This is a genomic window from Pseudomonas eucalypticola, assembly GCF_013374995.1.
In the GTDB taxonomy this organism is placed as follows: Bacteria; Pseudomonadota; Gammaproteobacteria; order Pseudomonadales; family Pseudomonadaceae; genus Aquipseudomonas; species Aquipseudomonas eucalypticola.
In genome coordinates this window covers 1,634,776-1,661,428 of the sequence record NZ_CP056030.1, presented here as the reverse complement: position 1 = coordinate 1,661,428, position 26,653 = coordinate 1,634,776, and the positions used below count along the sequence as shown (strand labels likewise).

The window sequence follows — 26,653 nt, the reverse complement described above, 5'->3', positions numbered from 1 at the left end:
TCAGGAAACGCCTCCCGCAAGGTAAAGCAAAACAATGCCCGTTGCAGCCACAATGAGCATGTTGAGCAGCACCAGTGCGAAGGCAAACCTGATCAGGCCGTGCTCTTCTTCCCGATTCGCGCCGGCCAGGCCTGTGATCAGCGACAGGATCGACAAGGAGCCCAGCGCGCCATGCCCCGCGGCGCTGTTGACCATGGCCGCCAGCCAAGGCCCGTACCCGGCACCCAGCGCCGCGATGGACGGCATGACCAGGGTGTTGCCGCCCACGTTGGAACCGGTGACGTAGCCAGCCAGCCCCGCCAATAGCGCCACCACGGGCGCCAGGGAGATGCCGGACAGCGATTGCAGGGTACGCTGCGCTTCGACCAGAAAACCGGCGTTGACCATCACCTGGGACAGCAGCAGGAACAGGAAGATGGTCGCCACCGAGAACCTGGCACGGTTGTACAGTGTGCGCCACGGGAAGCCACCGGCCGCGGCCTGACGTACGGACATCAGCATCGTGACCATCAATAACGCCAGGCCCGGCGACGCCAGGGGCTTCCAGGAAACATGCTCCCCCCGGATCACCCACAGGCCATCCCAGCCGGACAACACGAACACGCCACGCGAGGCGACGATCACCCCCAGCAACGCCAGGTACGGCCACGCAGCCCGGGGCCAGCGCACCAGCGTCCCGCGCTGCAGCAACGAGATGCCCAAGCCCACACAGGCCACGGCAAGCCCGGCAAGCACCCCGGAAACCTCAGGCCCAACCCAACGGTTGATGGCAAACAGCACGCTGCTGAACAACGCCGACACCAGCACCAGGCCCAGCCATGGCATCACGCGGCGAATGCCTGCCTGCCACATGGCGACGCCGGCCAGGCACAGAAACACCGGGGCGCTGATCAGTGCCGAGTGGGTGCCCAGGGTCTGCGCCGGCAAGTGAGCCAGTTGCGCACCGATCACCGTCGCCAGCCCCAGCGTGCCCCACGGCATGACCACCATGCCCGCCAACGCGATTTTCATGCCAGCCTGTCGCGAGAACAGGCTCATCAACAAGGGCACGGTGGCGATCAGCGACACGCCGAAACCGGTCATGGCCTCCAACAGCGGCGCCAGCCCCAGCACGATGAAGGTAATTTGCGCGGGCGGCGCCCAGCCCAGTTCCTTGACCCAGGCACCAATCGCCTGGGGCGCGCCGCCGCGCTCCACCAGAATGACGAAAGCCAGCCCCGGTACGATCACGCAGGCGGTGCTGAGAAACAGAATCGTGGTGTCCTGCAGGATGGCCGCGGTAACGGCACCGGACAACGGTGCCGCGGCGCCCAGCCCCCATAGCAGGAATACCCCGGCGACCCCGGCCAACGCCGCTTGCACTGGCGGGCGACGGACCACCAGGATCAGGGCGATCACCAGCCCGATGGGCGACATTTGCAACAGAAGCGAATCCATGTGCTGCGTTCCTTCCTTAGTCGTGGGTCTGCCCGCTGTATTCGGTAGCGCGCATCGAGGGGCGTTCGCAGAAGCGCTGGTACCAGGTGCTCAGGCGGGGGTGCGCGGAAAAATCCGCCAGCTCGCGAAATACCAGCCAGTCCAGCGCGGTGGCCAGGGCGACGTGCCCGATGGTCACGGGGCCCTCAACGTCCAGATGCGCCTCCAGATAGTGGAAGGCTTCGTTGATCTTGTACGCTTGCCCTTCGGCATAGGCTGGATAGCGCAAGTGCGCCGGGCGCCGCTCCACTTCCCAGCGCAGCTTGATGCCAACGTCGCACAGGCCCTGGGCCAATGCCTGCAGGCGTAGCGCCTGGAAGCGCTCGGCCCCTTGGGCCGGGATCAGGCCCGGGCCTGGGTGCAAGGTATCCAGGTACTCGCAGATCACGATGGAGTCGAACAGTGCACTGCCATCGGGCAACATCAGCACCGGCACCTTGCCCAACGGGTTGGCCCGGTAGATGGTTTCGTTCCGGGTAGTGGGGCTGGTTTCGTGGTGAATGACCTCAAGGCTGGCCGCGAGCCCCAGCTCATGGGCCAGCACCAACACTTTGCGGGCATAGGGCGAGTGCGTCTGGTAATAGAGTTTCATGGGTGGGTACCTACCTGAAGTATGGCCTTGGCGGCCTTGTGAGCGTCCATGAACAGGCGGGACGCGGCGCCTGCCGAAGTGACGTAGTGGTTGTAGTAGCACGAACCCTCTACCAGTGGCCCGAGCACCCAGATATCGCTGACCGGCGTGCCCTGGGTTGACCTGGGGTGGCAGGCCGCGTCGACGTCGATACCGTCGATCGCCGCCTGGGCGCTACGCGGCCGTACCAACCCCAGGCGCGCAAGGTCACGCACCGCGGCGTTATCGCTGTCGCTGATGCCGCTGCCCGGCACATAGGCGGCGATACGCTGCACGGACGTGGCCGCAGGGCTGGCGCCCGGCGCCAGAAACGTAAGCAGTCCAGCGTCGCTCAGGGCAAGGAGATCGGCATGTCGTTCTTTCTGCGGCCCGGCCACCAGGCGGTTGATTGCTTTGTGCCAACGTCCATAGAACTCACCGTGTGAACCTTCGGTGAGCCCCTCGAAGTCCACCGCCTCGCGCAGCCGATCGCGCAAGTCACGCCATACCTCGATGGCCGCCTTGACCGCCGACGCCGAACGTCCCGCCCGGGCTTCCTGCAGGTCAGCCTCGATGGTCTGGTACATCCAGGCGTGGTAGTTCCGAGCGCTAACGCCTGCTGGCAATGCATGACGAATCAGCGCCTGCACATCCGTGGCACCTGCCGCTGCCTCGAAGTGGCGCAGCAGGGCTTCGGCGGCAGCGGTGTCAGGCTGCCCTTGCAGGGCGGCCAGCCGTAGCTGCTCAAGAATCTCCAAATGCCGCGCTGCATCGGACCGGGCGTGCAGCACAGCAACCGCAGCGGCACGCATCTCCAGCAGCATCAACGGCAAAACCTGAGCATCGAAGTCCAACCGGCGGCCCGGGGTGTTGTCGCGCAGGGCCTGGATCCTTGCGCTGGTCAGGAAAATGGCCGGGTGCCGGGCGGCCTGGGTCAGGCCATCCGGACGTCCGCGGAACGGCAGGCCGTCCCGTGACTGGATGTAGATGATCGGCTCGCGGCCTGACGGCTGGTAGCTGTGGCTGCCATCGGCCATGCGCTGATAGCGCCCGCCCCGGCCGGCCGTCAATGCCGCCAGCGTGTCCATGGCACCAAGCCCCAGGCCTTCGACCACCACTGCTTCGCCAGGCTGCACGGCGTCCAGGGTGCCCGGCAGCGGGTAGACGTCACTGACACGGCCCGCCTCGGGTCGGCGCACTCGGCCGGTGTGGCCGACGGTCAGGACCAGGTGTTCGACCCGTACCGAAGCGCCGGAGGCGGTCGTCAGGGCATAGCCGCCTTCGTCGCCGGCAGCCACCCCAACCACCTGCTCCTGGTGCAGGTGGACCGTTACCCAGCGGGGCACCGTGGCCAGCAGCGCCTGGAAGGCGTCGGCCAGATAAGCCCCCAGCAACCGCCGCGGCAGGAAGTCGTGAGCCTCGACCGCCCGCCCTGTTTCGGCTACCGCACCGGTGGCGGGGTCAACGCGAACGTCCTGCTGGCGGCACCAGGTCAGGAAGTCGGGGCCCGATCGTTCCCGGGCCTCGGGCAAGCCGCCCAAGGCTGCTGTATCGGGATATACCCCCAATTGTCCAGCAACCGTGTTGAGCAGCAGGTAGTCCGGCTGGTCCGGCCAATGCACGCCGCTGCCGAAGACATGGGGATCGAAAATATCCACCTTGACCGGATGCCCTGGGCGCTCGGCGCTGATGCTCAGCAGTCGTTCCAGAATCGACAGGCCGCGCGAGCCGCAGCCCACCAGGCCAATGTGCAGGGGCGCGATCACCATCTGCGCTCCTCCCCGAAAAAGGACGGGATGAGGACGGCCGTGCCCTCTTCCACGGCCATGTCGTGAACCTTTCGGCCCAGCGCCAGATCGAGGATGCCCATGCCGAAGGGCGAGTAAATCAACGGCTTGTCCCGGGCAACCTGCTGGTCACCGCGAATCACCTCGCCGATGGTGCCGGTGACAAAATCACGATGCCCGTATTTTTGTTCCGCCAGGTGCGCAGATGTATTGGCTTTCAGGCAGTGGCTTACATCGTCGAAGTAGTTGTAGCTCTGGGCCACGATCTCTTCGCCAATGTCACGCAGCGAAATGTTCAACACCACCTGGCCCGGCTGGAACGTATCGCGGGCCGTGACATAGGGGGTGCCCGCGCTGGTGGCGAAGACCACGATGTCGGCGCTCATTGCCTGTTCCAGCGACTGCAGTTCTACCGACGGCAGGCCCAGTTGTTCCCCAAAAGTGGCCAGCGCCTGAGCCGATTGCGGACTCAGGTCATGGACGCCGACCTGCTGGAAAGACCAATCGTCGGCCATGAACATCTCGAGGATATTGCGCGCGATCACCCCGCCGCCCACGATCGCCAGGCGCGTGGCGTGCCGGCGCTGGCCGTTGAGCCACCAGGCGCCGAGCACAGCGGAGGCTGCGGTACGCACGGCACTGATCAGCGCGCCTTCGAGCAAGGCATAGGGGTATCCGGTGTGCGGGTCGTTCAGCACCAGCACCGCAGACGCGCGGGGAATGCCCGAGTGGATGTTGTCGGGATAGCTGGCAATCCACTTGATGCCCGACACCGATTGCTCGCCTTCGCGGTCGACGATGGCCGCCGGCAGGGCGATGATGCGATTGGCGGGCTCGTCGGGAAAGCGCAGGAAATAGCTATCGGGATTGACGGTTTCGCCCCGCTCGTGGGTCAGGTAGGTCTGGGCCACGATGTCGATGGACGCCTGGCGCAAACCGGCGAGGATGGTCTTGATGGTGCCGCCGGGAATCACATGGAAAGGGCGGATCGATGCGGTTGCAGTCATGACTGGGTTACGCCGAAAGAGACAGTGGAAGGGGTTGGAACAGGGGTTGCAGCGCAGCGTCGCCCAAGCGTTCGGCCACCCAGTCGTCGGAGTAGAGGGTGTCCAGGTAGCGTTCACCCATGTCCGGGGAAATGGCCACGACCACGTCGTCTGGCCGGATGTGCTCGGCATAGGCCTGAACGCCGGCGAGCACGGTGCCTGTGGAGCCACCGAACAACAGGCCATAGCGGCTGGCTAACCAACGGCACACCTGGACGGTGTGAGCTTCGGGGATGGACAGGGATGCGTGAATGCCCGAAGGCTCGAAGATTTCCGGACGTCGGCTGGTGCCCAGCCCCGGAATATGCCGCGGCCCCCCGGGCAGGCCGAAGGTCACCGAACCCAGGGTATCGACGGCGATCACCTTGGTACGGGGGGAATGGTCGGCGAAGTAGTTCTTGCACCCCATCAGCGTGCCTGTTGTGCCGGCACCGACGAACAGATAGTCCACATGGGCAAAACGCTGGGCAATAGCCCTGGCCGTTGCGTTGTAATGCGCCAATGGATTCTGCGGGTTCTGGTATTGATTGAGCCAGATATAATCGGCGTGCTGGGCAACCAATTGCTGAATCAAGCGAATGCGCGAGTTCAGAAAACCACCGTTTTCATCGCGCTGGTCGACCATGATCAACTCGGCGCCCAATGCCTGGATCAGCTTCCTGTTGGGGGCCGACGTATTGGGATCAGTCACACAGATGAACTTGTAGCCCTTGGCCGCACAGACCATCGCCAGGGCGACACCGAGGTTGCCTGATGATGATTCGATCAGGCGGGTCCGGGCATGAATAAGGCCGCGACTTTCAAGATCGCTCACGATCGCATGGGCCGTTTTCAACTTGATCGAGCCGGCCGGGTTCAACCCCTCCAGCTTCAATTGAATCTTGGCACTGCATAACTGCTCAATCTGCACATAACTGTTTTCATTAACGAGCTGCCGAATCATACAAATCCTTTTTGTACATTCTGATTGAAGTGCCCCATCGGCACGGTCCCGAGTCATGTCAGCAGCCCCTGGAAATAGCGTGATCGATCACACCGCCAGGTGGCCTGAAACGGCCAGTACCCCCACAGGGAAAAACAGCTGGGTGCCGATAGCCCAAGGCTGGCCGGTTGGCCAACATCGGCTACGGGGCGATACTCAGGCTTTTTGCCATCAACCGAGAGATACAGATTTTTCGTTTTTTCCAATACACCCTGGGTCACAGCCCGTTAACATCGCGTTTGCACACGAAGGCTGTGCTGCCTGGCAAAAAAACCGTCCAGCCTTGGTTTTCCCGTACCCTTGTGCCACACCCCCGAGGAGCCCCACGCCACCCCATGGCCCGTTTGCTGCTAACCCTGTCATCCCTGGTCCTGCTCGTGGCCGTGGCCGCCTACGGCGTATGGACCCAGGACCGCCCCGCCGGCCATTACCTGTCCGACCTGCGCATCCAGGTGGCCGTGGACGAAGGCGTGCGCAGCGGGCGCGGTAACCTGCTGGGGGTGCAGCCGGAGCTGTTCGCCACCGACTATCAGAGCCTGGAACGCCTGCACCGCAAGCTGGCGGCCTACCTCACCCAGGCCCGGGACCTGGGCATGCTCAACGCCCGTACCGTGGTGGTGCTGCCCGAGCACATCGGCACGTTGCTGTGGGCCCGCGGCGAGAAGGACGAGCTGTACCAGGCACCCCGCCTGGCCGAGGCGCATCAGTGGCTGGGCTACAGCAACCCGCTGCTGTTCGCCCGCGCCTGGCTGGGCGCCAGCAGCGACGACCGCGCCCAGGACACCCGCCTGCGCATGAAGGCGAGCAGCATGGCCAGTGACTATCAGCAAGTGTTCGGCGGGTTGGCCAAGGAGTTCGGTGTGACTCTGGTGGCCGGTTCCATCATCCTGCCCGACCCGCATCTGCGCGACGGCACCCTGGTGGCCGGCCAGGGAGGGCTGTACAACGTCAGCCTGGTGTTCGGCGCCGATGGCAAGCCGCTGGGGCAGCCGCAGCGCCAGCTGTACCCCGACTTCGTGCAGCGCCGCTATGTACAGGCCAGCCCGGACTCGCCGCTGCAAGTGCTGGACACCCCGGCGGGGCGGCTGGGCGTGCTGATCGGTAGCGACAGCTGGTACCCGGCCAATTACGCCCAGCTCGACGCCCAGGGCTGCGAGTTGATCGCCGTACCGGCGGCCCTCAATGGCAAGGACGTGTGGCAGGCGCCCTGGCGCGGCAACCCTGACCGTCACGACGGCGGCCCCCTGGGCGTCAAACCTGGGGAAGTCAGCGAAGGCGAAGCCTGGCACCGGCTCAGCCCGGCGCGGCGCGCCAGCGTCAGCGTGTTCCTGCGCGGGCAGTTCTGGGACCAGTTCAGTGGTGGCCAAAGCTTCGCCAGCCACGACGGCCAGACCCACCCCAGCGATGACAGCCGCGGCGCGCGGCTGATCAACCTGTGGTTGTGAGCCCATGCCCAGCCCGCCCGTGAGACTGGGGGATCTCTCCGTCGGCTTTATCCATAGCCTGGCCGACGCCGTGGCCAGCCACGGCCTGGACCCTGCCCCGCTGCTGCTGCAGTATGGCCTGGATCCGGTACGCCTGGGCGAGGCCGGTGCGCGCCTGTCGATCCCGCGTTACATGCGCCTGGGCCATGCCGCCATCCAGCTCACCGGCAACCCGGCGCTGGGGTTGTGCATGGCGCAGGCTTGCCGCATGGCCCAGGCAGGCCTTGCCGGCGTAACGGCTGCCCAGGCGCCGACAGTGCGCGAGGCCGCGCGCACGCTGATCCGCTTCGCACCGCTGAACCAATTCAATTACCGTGGCCAGCCCAGCCTGCACGAGGACTCGCGCGGCGCCTGGCTACGCTTCTACTCCATCAGCCCCTACAACGCCTACAACCGCTTCGTGGTGGACTCGGTGCTGGGCGGCTGGCTGCAGCAACTGAGCACCCTGTGCGGGCAGACACTGCACGCCGAACGCATGGACGTGGAATATGAGACCCCGCCCTACGCTGCGCTGTACCAGGCCCTGAGCAGCGGCCCGGTGACCTTCGGCGCCGAGCACAACCAACTGCGCCTGAGCCTGGCCAGCCTGGCCCTGCGCAACCCTGACCACTGCCCCAGCACCTACCGGTACCTGCTCGACCTCTGCGAACAGGAACTGGAGCAACTGACCCGCACCCGCAGCCTGCGCGAACGCATCACCCAACTGCTGGGCCCGCTACTGGACGGCGGGCGGGAACCGGACCTGGAGGAAGTGGCGGCGCGCCTGAAACTGCCCACCTGGACACTGCGGCGCAAACTGGCGGACGAAGGCACGCAGTTCCGCGCCATCCTCAACGACACGCGGCGCGACCTGGCCATGGCCTACATCCGTGACACGGAGTTGGCCTTCGGCGAAATCGCCTATCTGTTGGGGTTTGCATCGGCCGAAGCCTTTGCGCGCGCGTTCAAGCGCTGGAAGGGGCAGACGCCAGGGGAATACCGGCGCTTGAGTGTGCGAGGGTTATAGCTCTGTAGCGTCTTCAGCGGGTTCCAGCGGGTCCAGTTCCACCGCGCGCGATTCCAGCAGTTCTTCCTGGTACTCATCCATTGCTCATGTCCTCTCTTTGGGTGTCAGGGCAGGATAGCGCCTGGCCGTGAATAAAAAATGACGCCGATCAAGAGCAGGAACGAGTGAGGACTGGCGGGATTTAGCCCGTGTGGGAACTGGCTTGCCAGCCAAGCGTGCAGCGCGGTATGCCCGGGGGACCGCGTCGCATTGTTCGCCGGCAAGCTGGGTTGGCTACGGCGTGGTGGCCGCTGGTGTTTCAGTGGCTGCCGGGGTAGCAGCCGCAGGGGCGGTGGTGTCGCTGGTGGTCGGTGCCGGGGTGATAGGCGCGGCCTCAGCGGGCGGCGTCACTGGCTGCGAGCCTTGGGCGGGGGTGGCGGCCGGTTCCGGGGTCGCGGCAGCTGGCGCTGGGCTCGGCGCGGCCGCGGCCACTGGCTCGGCGGGCTTGGCGGCCTCGGCCGTGGCCTGTGGTTTCTCGTCGGCCTTGGCGTCAGGCTTGGGCTCGGCCTTCGGCTCCGGCACGCCCAGGTCGGCCTTGGGCTTGTCGACAATGTGCGCAGCCTTTTTCGCCTCGGCCGGCAGGTAGGTGTCCACGAGGGCGAAATAGCGGTCATAGAACTTGGCCGAGGTCACGGTTTCGCTGGCCACCTTGACCATGGAGTCGTCGGTGGAGCCAATGGGCATCGATACCGAACCCAGCACACCCACCCCGAGGCTGGCGGAGTTGTTGACTTTCTTCAGCGCGTACCGGTCCTGCAGGGCGTTGGCGAACATGGTCGAGGTCTGGTTGGCGTTGCCATCTGCCGCACAGGTGACGTTGAAGCTGATCTCCATGTGGGTTTCGCCCGTCTGCTGGAAGCTTTTGTGGCCACTGAGCTGCTTGGGATCACTGCTGGTGATGATATAGCCCTGGCTGAGCAGCGCACGCCGGGCGGCCTCGCAGGACGAGGAATCGCTGACCGGATAGTTGCGCGAGTAGGTGCCCGAATCCGAGAAATCCTCGTGTTCGTACATGGCCGGTTTGTTCGACGAACAGCCGCTCAGGGCGGCCAGCGAAAACGCCAAAGCACACCCCAACCGCGGGGCACTCAAGCTCAGTGACTTATACATTGCGAATCCTGGGCAAAAATCAGCCTCTATTGTGCCTCACAACGGAGAGACAACGCGCGTGAAATGAGTTTTAGACGACCTGCAACCCTACTACGACCAGCGCCGCGGTAAAAGTTCCATTCGACGCATGGCCTGGATGTAAAGACGTATGACACCGGTCGCCCACCCCGGTAGGATGCGTCGCCTTTGATACACATTCCCTCCGAAACACCGGACAGCACCGCATCCAATTCCTGCGGGCCGAGGGAAATAGCGCTGCAACGCCTTCAGGAAGATCATGTTTTTATCAGGAGATACCGTTTGAAAATTGTTACTCGTGGCCTGTGCCTGAGCCTTGCCGCCCTGACACTTACTCTGACCGGTGGTTGCGCCACTGAAAGCTCCCAGGCCCTGAGCGTGGCCAAGGTGGAAAGCGCCGGGCGCCCGTATGCGGGCCCCCGTTCGCCGATTGCGGTGGGCAAGTTCGACAACCGCTCCAGCTACATGCGCGGCATCTTCTCCGACGGCATCGACCGGCTCGGCAGCCAGGCCAAGACGGTGTTGATCACCCACCTGCAGCAGACCAACCGCTTCAATGTGCTGGACCGCGACAACATGGGCGAGATCGCCCAGGAAGCGGCCATCAAGGGCCAGGCCCAGCGGCTCAAGGGCGCCGACTATGTCGTGACCGGCGACGTGACCGAGTTCGGCCGCAAGGAAGTGGGCGACCACCAGCTGTTCGGCATCCTGGGCCGCGGCAAGACCCAGATCGCTTACGCCAAGGTGGCGTTGAACATCGTCAACATCAGCACCTCCGAAGTGGTGTATTCCACCCAGGGCGCGGGCGAATACGCCCTGTCCAACCGCGAAGTGATCGGCTTTGGCGGGACCGCCAGCTATGACTCGACCCTCAACGGCAAGGTCCTGGACCTGGCCATGCGCGAAGCCGTCAACCGCCTGGTTGAAGCCGTCGACAACGGCAGCTGGCAACCCACCCGCCCCTGAGGCGTTCTTCGGCAAACATTGACAGGGAGCATCATTCGTCATGGGCAACACCTTCACGCCACGCTTCGGGCTGGCCATTACTCTCATCGCCGGCACCGTGCTGGCCGGTTGCGCGCAGCAGCCCAAGACCCTTTACCAGTGGGAAGGCTACCAGGGCCAGGTACACGAGTACTTCAAGGGCGAATCCAAGGAACAACAGGCGTTGGCCCTGGAAGCTGACCTGGAAAAGATCCGCGCCAAGAACGGCACGCCACCCCCTGGCTACCATGCCCAACTGGGGTTGCTGTATTCGAGCTTGGGAAAAAACGGGCAGATGGTTCAGCAGTTCGAACAGGAAAAGGCCCTGTTCCCTGAGTCCGGCGCCTACATGGACTTCCTGATCAAGAACGCCACGCACGGAGCGAACCAATAATGCTGCGCCTGTTCAAACCCACCGTCGCACTTCTGGCCCTCGCCCTGCTGGGCGGTTGCGCCGGGCCGGCGAAAAACCTCGATTACACCGCCTTCAAGGCCGCGCGCCCGCACTCGATCCTGGTCCTGCCGCCGGTCAATGAATCGCCGGACGTCACGGCCACCTACAGCATGATGAGCCAGGTGACCTTCCCGTTGGCAGAGGCCGGCTACTACGTGATGCCCGTGGCATTGGTGGACGAGACCTTCAAGCAGAACGGCCTGAACAACGCGGCCGAGATCAGCCAGGTGCCCGCCGCGAAGCTGCGCTCGATCTTCGGTGCCGACGCAGCGCTGTACGTGAAAGTGACTGACTACGGTACCAAGTACATGGTGCTCAGCAGTGCCACCATCGTCACCGCCAGCGCGAGCTTGGTCGACCTCAAGACCGGCACCACCCTGTGGACCGGCCTGGCCAGCGCTTCCAGCGAAGAAGGCCAGAACAACAGCGGCGGCGGCATCATCGGCATGCTGATCACGGCGGCGGTCAAGCAGATCATCAACAGCAGCACCGACGCCGGTTACCCGATCGCCGGGTTGACCAGCGCCCGGCTGCTCTCGGCCGGGCACCCCAACGCCCTGCTGTATGGTCCACGATCGCCCAAGTACGGCACGGACTGATCCCCCCTCTTTGCCTGCGCACAGGCAATCAGCACCGCCAGGCCTCGTCACGGCCTGGCGGCGGCTTGCAACCCATGCCTTCCTAATTCGCGCCCAGCGCCCAGCGCATGAGCCCACGCATTGCCATGCGCAATATGCATGACAAGCACCGTGTATCCACCTTATTACAAAAATACTGATGGCATTTTGTAAAAGAATGTGAAAAAAGCGTCAAAGCGTTGCTAGTATCTGATTCCGTTTCTCATTAACACTCGTATTCAGAGTTACTGACAACCACCAGGAAGCACTCCCTTGAGCCGTCACCTCCCTGCCAGCCTGCTGCTGGTCGGCGCCTGCTGCGCCCTCCCTGTCGTCCATGCTGCTGACACGATCACCCTGCCGTCCACGCAGATCCAGGACAATGCCCTTCAGGATGAAGCGCAAACACAAGGTTACAAGGGACAACCGGCTACCAGTACCACGAAGTTGGGGCTGACCGACAAGGAAACGCCCCAGGCGATCACCACCATCACCCGCGACCAGATGGATGACTACAAGATCAACGGCATCAAGGATGCCTTGCGCTCCGCACCGTCGGTCACCGTCGAGCAGTCGGAGACTGACCGCACTGAGTTCACGTCGCGCGGGTTCGACATCGGTACCTTCGAATACGACGGCATGGGCATGCCCTTCGCCCAGACCTTGCTGGTCGGCGAGCAGGACATGGCCGAATTCGAGCAGGTGGATGTGCTGCACGGCGCCAATGGCTTGATGAGCGGCACGGGCAACCCCTCGGCCACCGTCAACTTCGTTCGCAAACGCCCCACCGACACCTTCCAGGCGCAGATCGACACCAGCGTCGGCTCCTGGGACGAACGCCGCGTGGACGTTGACGTGTCCGGGCCGCTGACGCCCACCGGCAACGTGCGCGGGCGCTTCATCTATGCCCATGACAAGGGCAACTCCTACCTCGACCGCTACAGCCACGAACGCAACGTGGCGGCCGGCTTGCTGGCATTCGACCTCACGGATGCAGACACCCTGACGGTCGGTTTCTCGCAGCACAACAGCGATTCCAATGGCAGCAGTTGGGGTAACCTGCCGCTGGTGGACGAAAACAACACCCCTATCCACTACAGCGGCCGCAGCACCAGCGTAGGCCAGCCGTGGACCTACTGGAACATGCACACCCAGCGTGCCTTCGCCGAGCTCAAGCATGACTTCGGCAACGGCTGGAGCGGTACCGTCACCGCGACCGGCACCACCGAATACCAGAACACCAGCATGCTGTACGTTGGATCGGTGATTGACGACGACGCCACCGTGTATGCCGGGCAGACCAGCAGCAAGGCTCACGAAATGGTGGGTGAAGCGAAAGCATCCGGCCCGTTCAGCCTGTTTGGCCGCGAACACGAACTGACGTTCGGCGTGAGCTACGGTCGCACCCACCAAAAGGCCCGTGAATACGACGCGGCCGACGCCAATTATTTCGATACCTCGTACTCTCAACTCCTGGCCGGCAACATGCCGGAGCCGGACTTCACGTACACCAGCGATGCTGGCGCGCAGAATTTCGTCGACACGCAAAAAAGTGCATTCGTTGGCGCACGCTTCAGCCTGGCCGATGACCTGCACTGGATTGCCGGTGCGCGCATGCTCAGCACCGACGGCTCAGGCAACGACTACGGCTCCGATCACTACCTGCGCGTACACGGCAAGGTCACGCCCTACACCGGCCTGGTCTACGACCTGAACCCGCAGTGGAGCGTCTACACCAGCTGGACCCAAATCTTCAATCCGCAATACGCAACCGTCGGCCTGGATGGCAAAGTGGTTGCCCCGCTGGAAGGCAAGAGCCTGGAAGCCGGCGTGAAAGGTACCGTGATGGACAACCGCCTGAAGCTGCAGGCAGCGGTGTTCAAGACCAAGCAAGACAACGTCGTCGACACCAGCAACTACGTGTTCGAAAACGGCCAGTATCGCTACGCCACCGCCGACTACCGCAGCCGCGGGGTGGAACTGGAGGCATCCGGCGAGGCGCTGCCTGGGCTGGACGTGCTGGCGGGTTACACCTACGTGCACATCGAAGATGCCGACGGCGACACAGCCCGCAAATACGTACCGACTCACAGCGTCCACGCCATGGCCACCTACCGCCTGCCAGGCTTGCCACAGGCACGTGTCGGTACTCGTGTAAGCTGGCAGAGCGCTGTGCAGAACACCTCGTACAGCGACATCCGCCAGAACGCCTATGGCCTGGTCGACCTGATGGCCAGCTACGACATCGACAGCCACTGGAGCACGTCGTTGAACGTCAACAACATCACCGACCGTAAATACCTGCTGTCGCTGTACAGCGGCACCGCCAGCAACTATGGCGCCCCGCGCAACGTCACGGCGTCGGTCAGCTGGAAGTACTGATTCACCTGCTGCACGCGGGCCTGTTGATCAGGCCCGCTCGCCAAGGGCGCCCCACCAAGGGGACGGATAAAATCGCAGGCACAAAAAAAGCGACCCGAAGGTCGCTTTCTCTGTGCTTCAAGGAGTTCAAGGGCCTCGAAGCTTTGTATGGCGCAGCGGACGGGACTCGAACCCGCGACCCCCGGCGTGACAGGCCGGTATTCTAACCGACTGAACTACCGCTGCGTATCGCTTGCACTTGCGTGCAGTTGAAACGGGGCTGACCGAAAACTTTCGAGTTTATCGATCTCTGACCCGGCATGGCCGAATCAGGTGAAAATGGCGCAGCGGACGGGACTCGAACCCGCGACCCCCGGCGTGACAGGCCGGTATTCTAACCGACTGAACTACCGCTGCGCAGTGCTGGATGCCTTCTCAGTAACAAGGCTTCCCCTCTTGGGAAGAAGAGGATCAGAGTGGTGGGTGATGACGGGATCGAACCGCCGACCCTCTGCTTGTAAGGCAGATGCTCTCCCAGCTGAGCTAATCACCCGCTTGCCTCTCCAATGACGCGAACTTTACGCAGCTATCGAAGGTAAGTCAATAACTTTATTGAAGTTTTTTCGAAAGAGTCACTGCCGCGACGCCAAGGCCTGGGGCTGACCCGTCGCGGCGGACCTCGCCGCGTCAAGTACGCCCCCGGCCCCGTTATTCCTGGTAGATCATCTTGCGGGTCATGCCGCCATCCACCACGAACTCCTGCCCGGTGACGAAACCGGCGTTGCGCGACAGCAGCCAGGCTACCAATGCCGCGACATCGTCGACCGTGCCCACGCGCCCGGTGGGGTGCTGGGCATGGTCGGCATCGCTCAGGGGTGCGGCGCGGCGCTCGGAGGGGTCGCGGGCATCGATCCAGCCCGGGCTCACGGCATTGACCCGGATCTCCGGCCCCAGGCTGATGGCCAGGGCGTGGGTCAGGGCCACCAGGCCGCCCTTGCTGGCCGCGTAGGCCTCGGTGTCGGCTTCGGACTGACGCGCCCGTGTCGAGGCCAGGTTGACGATGGCCCCACAGTGGGCGCGCAGGTAGGGCGCGCAATGCTTGGCCAGCAACATCGGCCCGCCCAGGTTCACCGCCAGTACCCGGTTCCATTTCTCCAGCGCCAGCGTCTCCAGCGTGGCATTGTGCGGGTCGGTGATGGCTGCATTGCAGACCAGCGCGTCCAGCCGGCCGAACTGGCCCAGTACCTGGGCCACGCCGGCTTTCACCTGGGCCTCGTCGGCCACGTCCATGGCGATGAACACCGCGTTCTCGCCCAGGGCGCCGGCCACTTTCGGCCCACGCACGCGGTCGAGGTCGGTGAGCACCACCTGCCAACCCTCGGCGATCAGCCAGGCAGCGATGCCCAGGCCGATGCCCCGCGCCGCGCCGGTGACCAGCGCCACCCGCCCGTTGTGGCTGGCGCTTTTCGTGGACCAGTCGATCACAATGCCGCCAGGCCGCGCGCGAGGTCGGCTTGCAGGTCGCCGACGTCTTCCAGGCCTACCGCGACACGGATCAGGCTGTCGCGGATACCCGCCGCCTCACGCTCGGCAGGCGACAGGCGCCCGTGGGAGGTGGTGCCAGGGTGGGTGATGGTGGTCTTGCTGTCACCCAGGTTGGCAGTGATGGAGATCAGGCGTGTGGCGTCGATGAAGCGCCAGGCGCCCTCCTTGCCCCCCTTCACCTCGAAGCTGACCACGCCACCGAAGCCGCCGCGCATCTGACGCTTGGCCAGTTCGTGCTGCGGGTGGCTGGGCAACCCGGCGTAGTGCACCTTCTCGATGCCATCCTGCTGCTCCAGCCACTCGGCCAGGGCCTGGGCACTGGCGCAATGGGCGCGCATGCGCAGGTTCAGGGTTTCCAGGCCCTTGAGGAAGATCCAGGCGTTGAACGGGCTGAGGGACGCACCGGCGGTACGCACCACGCCGACCATTTCCTTCATGTGCTCGGCGCGGCCGGCGACCACGCCGCCCATGCAACGGCCCTGGCCATCGATGAACTTGGTCGCCGAGTGCACGACAATGTCGGCGCCCAGTTTCAGCGGCTGTTGCAATGCCGGGGTGCTGAAGCAGTTGTCCACCACCAGCAGGGTGCCCTTGGCATGGGCGATCTCGGCCAGGGCCGTGATATCCACCAGTTCGGCCAGCGGGTTGGACGGCGACTCGACGAACAGCAGCTTGGTGTTGGGCTTGATAGCGGCTTCCCACCCTTTCAGGTCGGCCAGCGGCACGTATTCCACTTCAATACCGAAGCGCTTGAAGTACTTGTCGAACAGGCTGATGGTGGAGCCGAACACGCTCTGGGAGATCAGCACGTGGTCGCCTGCGCTGCACAGGCCCATGGCCACGGCGGTGATCGCCGCCATGCCGGTGGCAAAGCCCACAGCCTGCTCGGCGCCTTCCAGGGCGGCGATGCGCTCTTCGAAGGAACGCACGGTCGGGTTGGTGTAGCGCGAATAGACATTGCCCGGCACTTCACCGGCAAACCGCGCCGCGGCATCGGCAGCGGTGCGGAAAACGTAGCTGGAAGTGAAGAACAGCGGGTCGCTGTGTTCGCCTTCCGGCGTGCGGTGCTGACCGGCGCGCACGGCCAGGGTGTCGAAGCTGACCCCTTCCAGATCGCTGTCCAGTCGCCCGGCGTCCCATTCCTGTGTCATGCCGCTACTCCTAAAGCTGATAGATAGAAAACGCAGGGTGACGAGTCTACCAAATTCATGTGGGACCAGGCGAAGCTCAGGAAAAGGCCAGAGGGGGGGCCGTTGCAGCGCAGTGCGGCGCTCCCGTGCTTCGCCCGGTCGAACAAGCAAAAACGCCCGGGCTCTTTGCAGAGGCCCGGGCGCTTGAGCGAAGGCTATCGATCAGTTGTTGTACAGATCAATGATCGCGCTGACAGCCTGGGTCTTGATCTTCGAGGCATCGTTACGCGCCTGTTCGATCTTGTTCAGGTACTTGTCGTCGATGTCACCGGTGACGTACTGGCCGTCGAACACCGCGCAGTCGAAATGCTCGATCTTGACCTTGCCGCCACCCACGGCGTCGATCAGGTCCGGCAGGTCCTGGTAGATCAGCCAGTCGGCGCCGATCAGGTCGGCCACTTCCTGGGTGCTGCGGTTGTGGGCGATCAGTTCGTGGGCGCTTGGCATGTCGATGCCGTAGACGTTCGGATAGCGAACGGCCGGGGCGGCGGAACAGAAGTAGACGTTCTTGGCGCCCGCTTCGCGCGCCATCTGGATGATCTGCTTGCAGGTGGTGCCGCGCACGATCGAGTCGTCCACCAGCATCACGTTCTTGCCGCGGAATTCCAGCTCGATGGCATTGAGCTTCTGGCGGACCGATTTCTTGCGCGCGGCCTGGCCGGGCATGATGAAGGTACGGCCGATGTAGCGGTTCTTGACGAAGCCTTCGCGGAATTTCACGCCCAGGTGGTTGGCCAGTTCCAGCGCCGCGGTGCGGCTGGTGTCCGGAATAGGGATGACCACGTCGATGTCGTGGTCCGGACGCTCGCGCAGGATCTTGTCGGCCAGCTTCTCGCCCATGCGCAGGCGCGCCTTGTAGACCGAGATGCCGTCGATGATCGAGTCCGGACGCGCCAGGTACACGTGTTCGAAGATGCACGGTGCGTATTTCGGGTTCGGCGCGCACTGGCGGGTGTGCAGCTTGCCGTCTTCGGTGATGTACACCGCTTCGCCCGGGGCCAGGTCGCGGATCAGGGTGAAGCCCAGCACGTCCAGGGACACGCTCTCGGAGGCGATCATGTACTCCACGCCTTCGTCGGTGTGGCGCTGGCCGAAGACGATCGGGCGGATGGCGTTCGGGTCGCGGAAACCGACGATGCCGTAGCCGGTGATCATGGCCACCACGGCGTAGCCGCCACGGCAGCGCTTGTGCACGTCGGCGACGGCAGCGAACACGTCTTCCTCGGTGGGCTGCAGCTTGCCGCGCACCGCCAGCTCGTGGGCGAACACGTTGAGCAGCACTTCGGAGTCGGAGCTGGTGTTGACGTGACGCAGGTCCGATTCGTAGATTTCCTTGGCCAACTGTTCAACGTTGGTCAGGTTGCCGTTGTGCGCCAGGGTGATGCCATACGGCGAGTTGACGTAGAACGGCTGGGCCTCGGCCGAGGTCGAGCTGCCCGCGGTCGGGTAACGGACGTGGCCGATCCCCATGTTGCCCACCAGGCGCTGCATATGGCGCTGCTGGAAAACATCACGCACCAACCCGTTGTCCTTGCGCAGGAATAACCGGCCATCATGGCTGGTCACAATACCGGCAGCGTCCTGGCCGCGGTGCTGGAGGACGGTTAGCGCGTCATACAGCGCCTGATTGACGTTCGACTTACCGACGATACCGACGATGCCACACATGCGACGCAACCCCTACTTAATGAATCTGAACTGAACAACCCTTCACTGCCCCTTGGCGGCGGCAGGAAAGAGCTGGTCCTTGAACGGAAGATCAACGGGTGAGCTGATCCCGCTGGCGAGCCACTGGCTGGTCATCCCCAGAACGAGGTTTTTCGACCAGTCGGCGACCAATAGAAATTGGGGCACCAGCCGAGACTGCTGCCACCAGGTGTCTTGTTGAAACGGGCCCAGGCTCAGCAGCCCGACGCCGACGACCACCAGCAGGCCGCCGCGCGCCGCGCCGAAAGCGGTGCCCAGGAACCGATCGGTACCGGACAGGCCGGTCACGCGGATCAGTTCACCAATGAGAAAGTTGACCATGGCGCCGACCAGCAGCGTGGCGACGAACAGGATGGCGCAGCCAGCGATGACGCGGGCCGAAGGTGTCTGGATGTAGCCTTCCAGGTACTGGGACAAAGCGCCTCCGAACATCCAGGCGACCGCACCGGCAATGATCCAGGTGAGCAGAGACAAGGCTTCCTTGACGAAGCCGCGCTTCAAGCTGATCAAAGCGGAGATGGCGATAATCGCGAGTATCGCCCAGTCAACCCAGGTAAATGCCACGGTGCAGCCTGCAAACGGATAAGGCGGCGCATTTTAGCAGAGCGCCGCCTTCTGGGTAAGCAATGATTGTCGGGGCATTGCGGTAAAGCGCCCGGCCAGTCAGTTGCGTTCGGGCTGGAACCTCACCACGAAGCCCTTGACGTTCTGCTGGCGGCTGATCAGGTCACGCAGGCGCTCGGCCTCGGCACGCTCGATCAGCGGCCCGACGAAGACCCGGTTCATGCCATCGGCCGAACGTACATAGGCATTATAGCCCTGGCTGCGCAGGCTTTTCTGCAGGCTGTCGGCGCTGGCGCGGTTGGACAGGCTGGCCAACTGCACGGCCCAGCTGACGGGCAGACCATTGGCGTCGATCTTGCTGGCGGCAGGGTCGGCCTTGGCCACGGGCGCCGGGGCGGGAGCCGGCTTGGCAACGGGTGCTGGCTTGGGTGCCGGCGCAGGGGCCTGGGCCTGAGTCTGCACGGGAGCGCGCTGGGAAGGTGGCGCAGGCGGTGCCGGGGCCACAGGCATGGAGGGCGGTGGCGCAGTGGGGGCCGCCTGGGCCTCCACCGACTCGGCGTCCTGGGGCAGGTTCTGCTGTTCAGGGACCGGCACCGGCTCGACCTTGACCTGCTGGACAACCGGCGCCTGGGGCGCCTCAGGCGCGTCGACACGCACCTGGCGCTGCTCGTCCTGACGGGAAAACAGCATCGGCAGGAAGATCACCGCCAAGGCGATCAGCACCAGGGCACCGACCATTCGCTGCTTGAACACGTTATCCAGCAAAGCCATCCGCAACTTCCTCCGTGGCATGCCGCGCCAGCCATTCCAGGGCCTCGCCGACACAATAAAAAGATCCGAACAGCAGGATTTCATCCTCGACCGTCGCCTGCGCGCACTGGGCCTCGATGGCCTCGGCAACGCTGGCATAGGACGTCACCGACGCACCAAGGTTCGCCAGCGCCTGTTCAAGCTCGGCGGCCGGGCGAGTACGCGAGGTTGGCAGCGGCGTGACCGCCCAGTGGCCGACAAGGCTTGCCAGAGGTGCCAGCACGCCGTGCAGGTCCTTGTCGGCCAGCAGGCCGAACACCGCCAGGCGGCGGCCAGCCGGCGGCTTGCTGGCCAGGCGCCGGGCCAGGTACTCGGCAGCGTGCGGGTTGTGGCCCACGTCCAGCAACAGGTTCAGGCGCTTGCCTTGCCACACCACCTGGCGCCGGTCCAGGCGCCCCATGACCCGGGTCGCCAGCAAGGCCGCGACCAGTTGCGGCGCATCCCAGGGCAGGCCTGTGAGGCGGTAGGCCTGCAGCGCCAACGCGGCGTTTTCCATGGGCAGGTCCAGCAACGGCAGGCCGTCCAGCACCACCGGCTGGCCATCCAGGTCGCGGCCGCGCCACTGCCACTGGTTGTCACCGATGGCCAGGTCATAGTCCTGGCCACGCAGGAAGAATGGGCACGCCAGCTCGGCCACCTTGTCGAGCACCGTGTGCGGCGGCTCCAGGTCGCCGCACAGCGCCGGGCGCCCGGCACGCAGGATACCCGCTTTCTCGAAACCCACCGATTCGCGGGTGTTACCCAGGTAATCGGCGTGGTCCAGGCCCACGCTGGTGATCAGCGACAGGTCGGCATCGATCAGGTTGACGGCATCCAGCCGCCCACCCAGGCCCACTTCCAGCACCACGGCGTCGAGCCCGGCCTGCTTGAACAGCCAGAAGGCCGCCAGGGTGCCCATTTCGAAGTAGGTGAGGGAAATCTCGCCACGGGCCGCTTCGAGCGCCGCGAAGGCCTCGCACAGCCGGGCATCGTCGACTTCGACGCCATCGATCAGCACCCGCTCGTTGTAACGCAGCAGGTGCGGCGACGCGTAGACGCCAACCTTCAGGCCCTGGGCCTTGAGCAGCGAGGCGACAAAGGCACAGGTGGAACCCTTGCCGTTGGTACCGGTGACGGTAATGACCCGAGGCGCCAGGCGACCCAGCCCCAGCCGCGCCAGCACTTGCTGGCAGCGGTCCAGGCCCATGTCGATGGCCGCCGGGTGCAACTGCTCCAGATAAGCGAGCCACTCGCCCAGGGTACGTTCGGTCATACGGTGGCAGGCGCCGGTGGCACGACCATCGGCTCGACAGGCGCGGCGACGAAGGTTGGCGTCGGCAGGCCCATCATTTGCGCCAGCAGGCTGCCCAGGCGTGGGCGCAGTTCCTGACGGGAAATGATCATGTCGATGGCGCCGTGTTCCAGCAGGAACTCACTGCGCTGGAAGCCTTCGGGCAGTTTTTCGCGCACGGTCTGTTCGATCACGCGTGGGCCGGCGAAGCCCACCAGCGCTTTGGGCTCGGCGACGATCACGTCACCCAGCATGGCCAGGGAAGCGGAAACGCCACCGTACACCGGGTCGGTCAGCACGGAGATGAACGGCAAGCCTTCCTCACGCAAGCGCGCCAGCACGGCCGAGGTCTTGGCCATCTGCATCAGCGAGATCAGCGCTTCCTGCATGCGCGCACCGCCGGAAGCGGCGAAGCAGACCATCGGGCAGCGGTTTTCCAGGGCATAGTTGGCCGCGCGCACGAAGCGCTCGCCGACGATGGCGCCCATGGAACCCCCCATGAAGGAGAACTCGAAGGCACTGCACACCACCGGCATGCCCAGCAGGGTGCCGCTGATGGAAATCAGCGCGTCTTTCTCGCCGGTCTGCTTCTGCGCCGCGACCAGGCGGTCCTTGTATTTCTTGCCGTCGCGGAATTTCAGGCGGTCTACCGGCTCCAGGTCGGCGCCCAGCTCGTTACGGCCTTCGGCGTCCAGGAAAATGTCCAGGCGTGCACGCGCGCCGATGCGCATGTGGTGGTTGCACTTGGGGCAAACGTCCAGGGTCTTTTCCAGCTCGGGACGGTACAGCACCGCCTCGCAGGACGGGCACTTGTGCCACAAGCCTTCAGGGACCGAGCTTTTCTTCACCTCGGAACGCATGATCGAAGGGATCAGTTTGTCTACCAACCAGTTGCTCATGCTTTCTTTCTCCAGTACCGGGGACCGCCTGCGCACGCAGTGACAGGTCCCGCGCATGCCCTTGAGCTCAATTTAATTCGTGTAAAGGATGGGGAACTGCACGTGTGCGCTCGCGCCATCTTCAAATTCAGGACGGCCGACCCATGGGTCGCCATCGCCTTGCCAGAGGTATGGACGGTGGCAGAATGGCAACCGTCACATCCCCTGAAGTCATTCCCTATTCCCGATGGGCAGGCAATTGCGTTACCCGGCGCTGCGAACGGCACGCATGAACGCGTCGATCTTGTCCGCATCCTTGATGCCCTTGGCCACCTCTACCCCACCGCTGACATCCACGGCGTAGGGTTTGACCTGGGCGATGGCCTCGGCGACGTTGGCGGCCGACAGGCCACCGGCCAGGATGATCGGCTTGCTCAGACGCTCGGGCACCAGGCCCCAGTCGAACGCCTCGCCAGTGCCACCCGGTACGCCGGCGACATAGGTGTCCAGCAAAATGCCCCGCGCATTGGCGTACTGCTTGCAAATGGCCTCCAGGTCTTCACCCGGGCGCACCCGCACGGCCTTGATGTAGGGCCGGTGGTAGCCTTCGCAGTCAGCCGGGGTCTCGTCACCGTGAAACTGCAGCAGGTCCAGGGGCACCACCTCGAGGATTTCCGTCAACTCGCAGCGGCTGGCATTGACGAACAGCCCCACGGTGGTCACGAACGGTGGCAACGCGGCGACGATGGCCCGTGCCTGCTCGGCCGTGACCGCGCGGGGGCTTTTGGCGTAGAACACCAGGCCGATGGCGTGCGCACCTGCCTCAGCCGCTGCCAGCGCGTCTTCGATTCGAGTAATACCGCAGATTTTGCTGCGAACGGCCGACATATGCGGAAAAACCTCAGGAAGTCGCCAAAGCCTTGGATGTTAGCAAATGCATTCCAGCCCGTCAGCCCGGCAATGTATCGAAGCCTGTCAGGAAGTGCGGGCCGATGTAGCGCTCCGGCAGCGGGAACTCGTCGCGGTATTCCACTTGCACGAGGTACAGGCCATAAGGGTGCGCGGTGACACCGCCGCTGCGGCGCTCGCGGCTTTCCAGCACCTCGCGCATCCACTCCACCGGACGCTCGCCGGCGCCGATGGTCATCAGCACGCCGGCGATGTTGCGCACCATGTGGTGCAGGAAGGCATTGGCACGGATATCGAGCACGATCATCTTGCCGTGGCGGCTGACGCGCACGTGGTGCATCTGCTTGATCGGCGACTTGGCCTGGCACTGGCCCGCCCGGAAGGCACTGAAATCATGGGTGCCCACCAGGTACTCGGCGGCCTGGGCCATGCGGTCGACGTCCAGCGGGCGGTGGTTCCAGGTGATCTCCTCACCCAGATGCGCCGGGCGGATCTGGTCGTTGTAGATCACGTAGCGGTAGCGGCGGGCAATGGCCTTGAAGCGGGCGTGAAAGTTGGACGGCATCTCCTGGGCCCAGGTGACGCTGATGTCATGGGGCAGGTTGATGTTGGCGCCCATGGTCCAGGCCTTCATGGAGCGCACGGCGCGCGTATCGAAATGCACCACCTGGCCGCAGGCGTGCACGCCGGCGTCGGTACGCCCGGCACACATCAGGTCCACCGGCGAGTCGGCGACGATGGAAAGGGCCTTCTCCAGGGTTTCCTGCACGGTCAGCACGCCCGAGGCCTGGCGCTGCCAGCCGCGGTAGCGCGAACCCTTGTATTCCACGCCCAGGGCGATGCGGGTGAAGCCATCGGCAGCGATTTCGCTGGCCGATTCTTGAAGAATGTCCACGTTGTTCCCTTAGGGGCAGCTTCAAGCCTGACGCTTCAAGCTGCGAGTTAAAAGCGAGTGGGGCAACGCGCAGTGCTTGCAGCTTGCCCCTTGCCGCTGCCGTTACACCAGGCGCGAAAGCATCTCGCGGGCTTCGGTCTGCTGGCCTTCGGTGCCTTCCTTGACCACTTCGTCGAGGATGTCGCGTGCACCGTCGTGGTCGCCCATCTCGATGTAGGCGCGGGCCAGGTCCAGTTTGGTGGCGGCCTCATCGGTGCCCGACAGATAGTCGAAGTCGTCTTCGAACGGCGGCAGGTCGTCCAGGCTGTCCAGTTCCGCCGGTGGCGCCTTGAACGGCTCGGCGATGGGCGGCTGCTCCAGGCTGGCCGACAACCTGTCCAGTTCGGCACTGACATCGCCCAGCTTGGCTTCATGCTGGTCAGCGGCGCTGTCCATTTCCTCGGCCAGGGACAAATCGAAGTCTTCCGGCAGCTCCAGGTCATCGACCGGGGCCGGCGGCACCTGGGGCGCCTCCAGGTCCGGATCGCTCTCGAGATCGGCCAGTGGCGCACCCAGCTCCGGGTCCTTGGTGGGAACGGCGGGCTCGTCATCGGCCACGTCCAGGTCGAAGTCGGTCAGGTCGTCCAGCGGCGCTTCTTCCACCGGCTTGGCGTGTTCGGCCAGCAGAGCCTCGAAGTCCAGGTCGTCTTCGTCCAGCGCCGAGGGGCTGGACGCCAGGGGCTCGGCGACCGGCGGGTCGAGGGGTTGTGGCTCGTCGAGCAGCAGGTCATCGTCGAAATCGGCGATGTCCAGGTCCGGCTCGGCAGGAGCCGTCAGTTCGTCGTCCAGGTTCAGGTCGAAGTCGCTGTCGAAGGTGTCGTCGATCGGGTCGGCGGCACCGGGTTCGTCCATCAACAGGTCCTTGACGTACTGGGCATCCAGTTCGGCGGCGACGGCGGCTGCGCTGGCGGCGGCGATGGCCACCCCGAGCATGGCCGGGAAACGCGCCTTCAGGCCTTCGACGGCCGCGTGGTTCTGGCCATTGGCGACCAGCTTGCGCTCTTCGCTGATGAACGCGTTGCGGTCACCTTGGTGTGCATAGGCTTCCATCAGCTTCAGGCGCAGGTCGCTGCGCTCCGGTTCGGCGCTGACGGCCGGTTCGAGCAGGTCTTCAGCCTGGTTGTAGTGCCCCTCGGCGATCAACCGGTCGGCCTCGGCCAGCACATCATGAGGCGCGGTGGTGGCGGACGGCTCGATCACCCGGGCCACCAACGGCTCGACCACGGGCGCCGGCGCTACCGGCTCGGCGGCCGGACGCAGCGGCGGCGTGGGAATGACGTCCGAATGCGCGTGCGCCACCACCGGGGCCGGCTCAGCGGCCGCTACCGCTGCCGCGGCGGAAGCAGCCACCATGGCCGGCGCCAGCTTCACGCTGGGCGGCGGGGTTTCCAGGCCCTCGAAACTGCTGGCAGGCAGGTCGAGGTCTTCGGTGAAGGCGTTTTCCTCGGCCAGGGCACGGGCCATGCGCATGTGTTTTTCGGCTTCCAGCTGCGCCTTGCGCCGGCGTGCCAGCAGCAGCGCGGCCAACAGCAGGATCAGTACCGCGGCACCGGCGATCAGGCCGAGCATGATCGGGCTGGTGAGCAGGCGCGAGAACAGGCCCGGCTTTTCTTCCACTGGCGCAGGTTCGGCCGCCACGGGGGCGGTCGGTGCGGGTGTGGCGTCCGGGGTGGCAGCGGCAGGTGTCGCTGGCGCCTCGGTGGCGGGCGGTGGGGTCAGCTGCGCGTTGACCGCTGGCGCCGGCGCATCGCTGCCGGGTGTCGCCGGGGTGGCGTCAGCCGCGGCCGACGTGGCCGGCGCCGCGGCACCGGCCGCTTCCAGCTTGGCCAGTTGGTCATTCTTGAGCTGGATCAGCTTCTGCAGCTTGTCCAACTGGCTCTGCAAATCGGTCATGCGGCTTTTCAGCTCGGCATTGTCGCGGCGGGTGGCGTCCAGGTTCTCCTGGGCCTGGGCCAGGCGCGCCTGGCGGTCGCCCGCCTTGCCCTGGCCATTGCTGCCGTCGGCGGCCACTAGGCTGAGCTTGTCGCCCGCTTCGGTCTGCGCCGGAGCGTCGCCGGTCCCCGTGCGCCGGGTCGCATCCAGTTGCTGGGCGCGCGGGCCCAGGCGGCGGCCTTCCCGCCAGGCGGCGTTCTGCCGTGCCACTTCGGCGATGGCCGGCCCCTGACCCAGGGCCGTGGCCTGTTGCGGGGTGGGCATGCGCAGCACTTCGCCGGTCTTGAGCCGGTTGATGTTACCCGCCACGAAGGCATCGGGGTTCAACGCCTGGATGGCCAGCATGGTCTGCTGCACCGACGCACCCGGCACCGGGTTCTTCTGGGCAATTTCCCACAAGGTGTCACGGCGGTTGGTGGTATAGCCACCTTCGCGCCCCTGGGTCTGGCTGGTGACCGCAGGCGTGGTGGTGGGCTGCACGGGCGCCGCGCCCTGGGGGGCGAACCTGGACGCGTCGACCAGAACACTGTAGTCACGCAACAGCCGGCCACTGGGCCACAGCACCTGCACGAGGAACTTGAGCATCGGTTCGCTGACCGGCTGCCGGGAGGTGACACGGATAACGCTGCGCCCGCCGCTGTTGATCACCGGGGTAAAGGTCAGGTCATTGAGGAACGCTTCGCGGTTCACGCCGGCCTTCTGGAACTCTTCGGGCGCGGCCAGGCTGGCCTTGATGTCGGCCGGCGCCAGGTCGCGCACGTCGAGCAGCTCGATTTCGGCCACCAGTGGCTGGTTGGCCGCCGACTTCAAGGTGACTTCGCCCAGATCCAGTGCACGCGCCATACCGGATGACAGCGCCGAGGCGGCGGCTATTGCTAACACCAGTTTGCGAACTTGAACCATGACCTAATCCTTGTTTGAACATTTTCCCCGGCAAACG

At 64.7% G+C, this 26,653-nt stretch carries 22 protein-coding genes and 3 tRNA genes; 6 read left to right on the top strand and 19 right to left on the bottom strand.

Going from position 1 to position 26,653, the window contains the following annotated elements; all coding sequences use genetic code 11:
* Genes HWQ56_RS07735 through sbnA form a run of 5 tightly spaced genes read right to left on the bottom strand, consistent with a single transcriptional unit; the run spans position 1 to position 5,862 of the window.
* A complete protein-coding gene (locus HWQ56_RS07735) occupies positions 1-1,437 on the bottom strand; it encodes an L-lactate permease (RefSeq protein WP_176570135.1) in 1,437 nt (478 codons plus the stop codon).
* Positions 1,438-1,453: 16 nt separating this feature from the next.
* Entirely contained in the window at positions 1,454-2,068 is a 615-nt protein-coding gene (locus HWQ56_RS07730; RefSeq protein ID WP_158153678.1) for a glutathione S-transferase family protein, read from the bottom strand.
* Entirely contained in the window at positions 2,065-3,855 is a 1,791-nt protein-coding gene (locus HWQ56_RS07725) for an FAD/NAD(P)-binding protein (RefSeq protein WP_158153679.1), read from the bottom strand. The genes HWQ56_RS07730 and HWQ56_RS07725 overlap by 4 nt, the downstream gene beginning before the upstream one ends.
* Positions 3,849-4,880, bottom strand: a complete 1,032-nt coding sequence (gene sbnB / locus HWQ56_RS29030; protein ID WP_158153680.1) for a 2,3-diaminopropionate biosynthesis protein SbnB — start codon at positions 4,878-4,880, stop codon at positions 3,849-3,851. Before sbnB ends, HWQ56_RS07725 begins: the two co-directional genes overlap by 7 nt.
* A gap of 7 nt (positions 4,881-4,887) precedes the next feature.
* On the bottom strand, positions 4,888-5,862 hold the full coding sequence (gene sbnA / locus HWQ56_RS29025) for a 2,3-diaminopropionate biosynthesis protein SbnA (protein ID WP_245217823.1): 975 nt from the start codon (positions 5,860-5,862) through the stop codon (positions 4,888-4,890).
* Between the two features lie 374 nt (positions 5,863-6,236).
* Here sbnA and HWQ56_RS07715 point away from each other — a divergent pair, with 374 nt between their 5' ends.
* Together HWQ56_RS07715 and HWQ56_RS07710 are read left to right on the top strand one after the other, a co-directional pair.
* Positions 6,237-7,346, top strand: a complete 1,110-nt coding sequence (locus HWQ56_RS07715; protein WP_176570134.1) for a carbon-nitrogen hydrolase family protein — start codon at positions 6,237-6,239, stop codon at positions 7,344-7,346.
* Between the two features lie 4 nt (positions 7,347-7,350).
* Positions 7,351-8,391, top strand: a complete 1,041-nt coding sequence (locus HWQ56_RS07710; protein ID WP_158153682.1) for an AraC family transcriptional regulator — start codon at positions 7,351-7,353, stop codon at positions 8,389-8,391.
* Between the two features lie 273 nt (positions 8,392-8,664).
* Here the strand turns inward: HWQ56_RS07710 and HWQ56_RS07705 are convergent, their stop codons facing one another.
* On the bottom strand, positions 8,665-9,540 hold the full coding sequence (locus HWQ56_RS07705) for a DUF2242 domain-containing protein (RefSeq protein ID WP_176570133.1): 876 nt from the start codon (positions 9,538-9,540) through the stop codon (positions 8,665-8,667).
* A gap of 300 nt (positions 9,541-9,840) precedes the next feature.
* Between HWQ56_RS07705 and HWQ56_RS07700 the strand changes: the two genes are divergently transcribed.
* The 4 genes from HWQ56_RS07700 to HWQ56_RS07685 all read left to right on the top strand — a co-directional run bounded on the left by HWQ56_RS07700 (position 9,841) and on the right by HWQ56_RS07685 (position 13,995).
* On the top strand, positions 9,841-10,524 hold the full coding sequence (locus HWQ56_RS07700; protein WP_158153684.1) for a CsgG/HfaB family protein: 684 nt from the start codon (positions 9,841-9,843) through the stop codon (positions 10,522-10,524).
* Between the two features lie 40 nt (positions 10,525-10,564).
* The gene (locus HWQ56_RS07695) at positions 10,565-10,936 is read left to right on the top strand and encodes a DUF4810 domain-containing protein (RefSeq protein ID WP_158153685.1); all 372 of its coding nucleotides are present in this window, start codon (positions 10,565-10,567) and stop codon (positions 10,934-10,936) included.
* Positions 10,936-11,595 carry a DUF799 domain-containing protein gene (locus HWQ56_RS07690; protein WP_158153686.1) on the top strand — a complete coding sequence of 220 codons (660 nt, stop codon included), beginning with the start codon at positions 10,936-10,938 and terminating at the stop codon, positions 11,593-11,595. Before HWQ56_RS07695 ends, HWQ56_RS07690 begins: the two co-directional genes overlap by 1 nt.
* A 291-nt stretch (positions 11,596-11,886) precedes the next feature.
* Positions 11,887-13,995: a TonB-dependent siderophore receptor gene (locus tag HWQ56_RS07685; RefSeq protein ID WP_245217822.1), complete on the top strand. Its 2,109-nt coding sequence runs from the start codon at positions 11,887-11,889 to the stop codon at positions 13,993-13,995.
* Positions 13,996-14,143: 148 nt separating this feature from the next.
* Here the strand turns inward: HWQ56_RS07685 and HWQ56_RS07680 are convergent.
* The 13 genes from HWQ56_RS07680 to HWQ56_RS07620 all read right to left on the bottom strand — a co-directional run bounded on the left by HWQ56_RS07680 (position 14,144) and on the right by HWQ56_RS07620 (position 26,616).
* A tRNA-Asp gene (locus HWQ56_RS07680) sits at positions 14,144-14,220 on the bottom strand.
* Between the two features lie 94 nt (positions 14,221-14,314).
* Positions 14,315-14,391: transfer RNA gene (locus HWQ56_RS07675), tRNA-Asp, on the bottom strand.
* 60 nt (positions 14,392-14,451) lie between these two features.
* Positions 14,452-14,527 (bottom strand) — tRNA-Val (locus HWQ56_RS07670).
* Positions 14,528-14,682: 155 nt separating this feature from the next.
* Positions 14,683-15,459: an SDR family oxidoreductase gene (locus HWQ56_RS07665; RefSeq protein WP_176570132.1), complete on the bottom strand. Its 777-nt coding sequence runs from the start codon at positions 15,457-15,459 to the stop codon at positions 14,683-14,685.
* The gene (locus HWQ56_RS07660; RefSeq protein ID WP_158159145.1) at positions 15,456-16,670 is read right to left on the bottom strand and encodes an O-succinylhomoserine sulfhydrylase; all 1,215 of its coding nucleotides are present in this window, start codon (positions 16,668-16,670) and stop codon (positions 15,456-15,458) included. The genes HWQ56_RS07665 and HWQ56_RS07660 overlap by 4 nt, the downstream gene beginning before the upstream one ends.
* 201 nt (positions 16,671-16,871) lie before the next feature.
* Positions 16,872-18,377 (bottom strand): amidophosphoribosyltransferase, encoded by a 1,506-nt coding sequence (gene purF / locus HWQ56_RS07655; protein WP_158159143.1) that lies wholly within the window; start codon positions 18,375-18,377, stop codon positions 16,872-16,874.
* A 42-nt stretch (positions 18,378-18,419) separates the two neighbouring features.
* Entirely contained in the window at positions 18,420-18,980 is a 561-nt protein-coding gene (locus tag HWQ56_RS07650; protein ID WP_158159141.1) for a CvpA family protein, read from the bottom strand.
* Positions 18,981-19,079: 99 nt separating this feature from the next.
* Complete coding sequence (locus HWQ56_RS07645; protein WP_158159139.1) at positions 19,080-19,751, bottom strand: SPOR domain-containing protein; 672 nt, start codon at positions 19,749-19,751, stop codon at positions 19,080-19,082.
* Entirely contained in the window at positions 19,735-21,042 is a 1,308-nt protein-coding gene (gene folC / locus HWQ56_RS07640; protein ID WP_176570131.1) for a bifunctional tetrahydrofolate synthase/dihydrofolate synthase, read from the bottom strand. The genes HWQ56_RS07645 and folC overlap by 17 nt, the downstream gene beginning before the upstream one ends.
* Complete coding sequence (gene accD / locus HWQ56_RS07635) at positions 21,039-21,959, bottom strand: acetyl-CoA carboxylase, carboxyltransferase subunit beta (protein ID WP_158159136.1); 921 nt, start codon at positions 21,957-21,959, stop codon at positions 21,039-21,041. Before accD ends, folC begins: the two co-directional genes overlap by 4 nt.
* A 243-nt stretch (positions 21,960-22,202) precedes the next feature.
* Complete coding sequence (locus tag HWQ56_RS07630) at positions 22,203-22,826, bottom strand: phosphoribosylanthranilate isomerase (RefSeq protein WP_158159134.1); 624 nt, start codon at positions 22,824-22,826, stop codon at positions 22,203-22,205.
* A 61-nt stretch (positions 22,827-22,887) separates the two neighbouring features.
* The gene (truA, locus tag HWQ56_RS07625) at positions 22,888-23,712 is read right to left on the bottom strand and encodes a tRNA pseudouridine(38-40) synthase TruA (protein ID WP_158159148.1); all 825 of its coding nucleotides are present in this window, start codon (positions 23,710-23,712) and stop codon (positions 22,888-22,890) included.
* A 132-nt stretch (positions 23,713-23,844) separates the two neighbouring features.
* Positions 23,845-26,616 (bottom strand): FimV/HubP family polar landmark protein, encoded by a 2,772-nt coding sequence (locus HWQ56_RS07620; protein WP_176570130.1) that lies wholly within the window; start codon positions 26,614-26,616, stop codon positions 23,845-23,847.
* Positions 26,617-26,653 lie beyond the last annotated feature (37 nt).

What these genes read in the sequence shown, in the direction of transcription:
- HWQ56_RS07735 (WP_176570135.1), bottom strand. Translation starts at nt 1,437, where the DNA reads ATGGATTCGCTTCTGTTGCAAATGTCGCCCATCGGGCTGGTGATCGCC.
- HWQ56_RS07730 (WP_158153678.1), bottom strand. Translation starts at nt 2,068, where the DNA reads ATGAAACTCTATTACCAGACGCACTCGCCCTATGCCCGCAAAGTGTTG.
- HWQ56_RS07725 (WP_158153679.1), bottom strand. Translation starts at nt 3,855, where the DNA reads ATGGTGATCGCGCCCCTGCACATTGGCCTGGTGGGCTGCGGCTCGCGC.
- sbnB (WP_158153680.1), bottom strand. Translation starts at nt 4,880, where the DNA reads ATGACTGCAACCGCATCGATCCGCCCTTTCCATGTGATTCCCGGCGGC.
- sbnA (WP_245217823.1), bottom strand. Translation starts at nt 5,862, where the DNA reads ATGATTCGGCAGCTCGTTAATGAAAACAGTTATGTGCAGATTGAGCAG.
- HWQ56_RS07715 (WP_176570134.1), top strand. Translation starts at nt 6,237, where the DNA reads ATGGCCCGTTTGCTGCTAACCCTGTCATCCCTGGTCCTGCTCGTGGCC.
- HWQ56_RS07710 (WP_158153682.1), top strand. Translation starts at nt 7,351, where the DNA reads ATGCCCAGCCCGCCCGTGAGACTGGGGGATCTCTCCGTCGGCTTTATC.
- HWQ56_RS07705 (WP_176570133.1), bottom strand. Translation starts at nt 9,540, where the DNA reads ATGTATAAGTCACTGAGCTTGAGTGCCCCGCGGTTGGGGTGTGCTTTG.
- HWQ56_RS07695 (WP_158153685.1), top strand. Translation starts at nt 10,565, where the DNA reads ATGGGCAACACCTTCACGCCACGCTTCGGGCTGGCCATTACTCTCATC.
- HWQ56_RS07690 (WP_158153686.1), top strand. Translation starts at nt 10,936, where the DNA reads ATGCTGCGCCTGTTCAAACCCACCGTCGCACTTCTGGCCCTCGCCCTG.
- HWQ56_RS07660 (WP_158159145.1), bottom strand. Translation starts at nt 16,670, where the DNA reads ATGACACAGGAATGGGACGCCGGGCGACTGGACAGCGATCTGGAAGGG.
- purF (WP_158159143.1), bottom strand. Translation starts at nt 18,377, where the DNA reads ATGTGTGGCATCGTCGGTATCGTCGGTAAGTCGAACGTCAATCAGGCG.
- HWQ56_RS07645 (WP_158159139.1), bottom strand. Translation starts at nt 19,751, where the DNA reads ATGGCTTTGCTGGATAACGTGTTCAAGCAGCGAATGGTCGGTGCCCTG.
- folC (WP_176570131.1), bottom strand. Translation starts at nt 21,042, where the DNA reads ATGACCGAACGTACCCTGGGCGAGTGGCTCGCTTATCTGGAGCAGTTG.
- accD (WP_158159136.1), bottom strand. Translation starts at nt 21,959, where the DNA reads ATGAGCAACTGGTTGGTAGACAAACTGATCCCTTCGATCATGCGTTCC.
- HWQ56_RS07630 (WP_158159134.1), bottom strand. Translation starts at nt 22,826, where the DNA reads ATGTCGGCCGTTCGCAGCAAAATCTGCGGTATTACTCGAATCGAAGAC.
- HWQ56_RS07620 (WP_176570130.1), bottom strand. Translation starts at nt 26,616, where the DNA reads ATGGTTCAAGTTCGCAAACTGGTGTTAGCAATAGCCGCCGCCTCGGCG.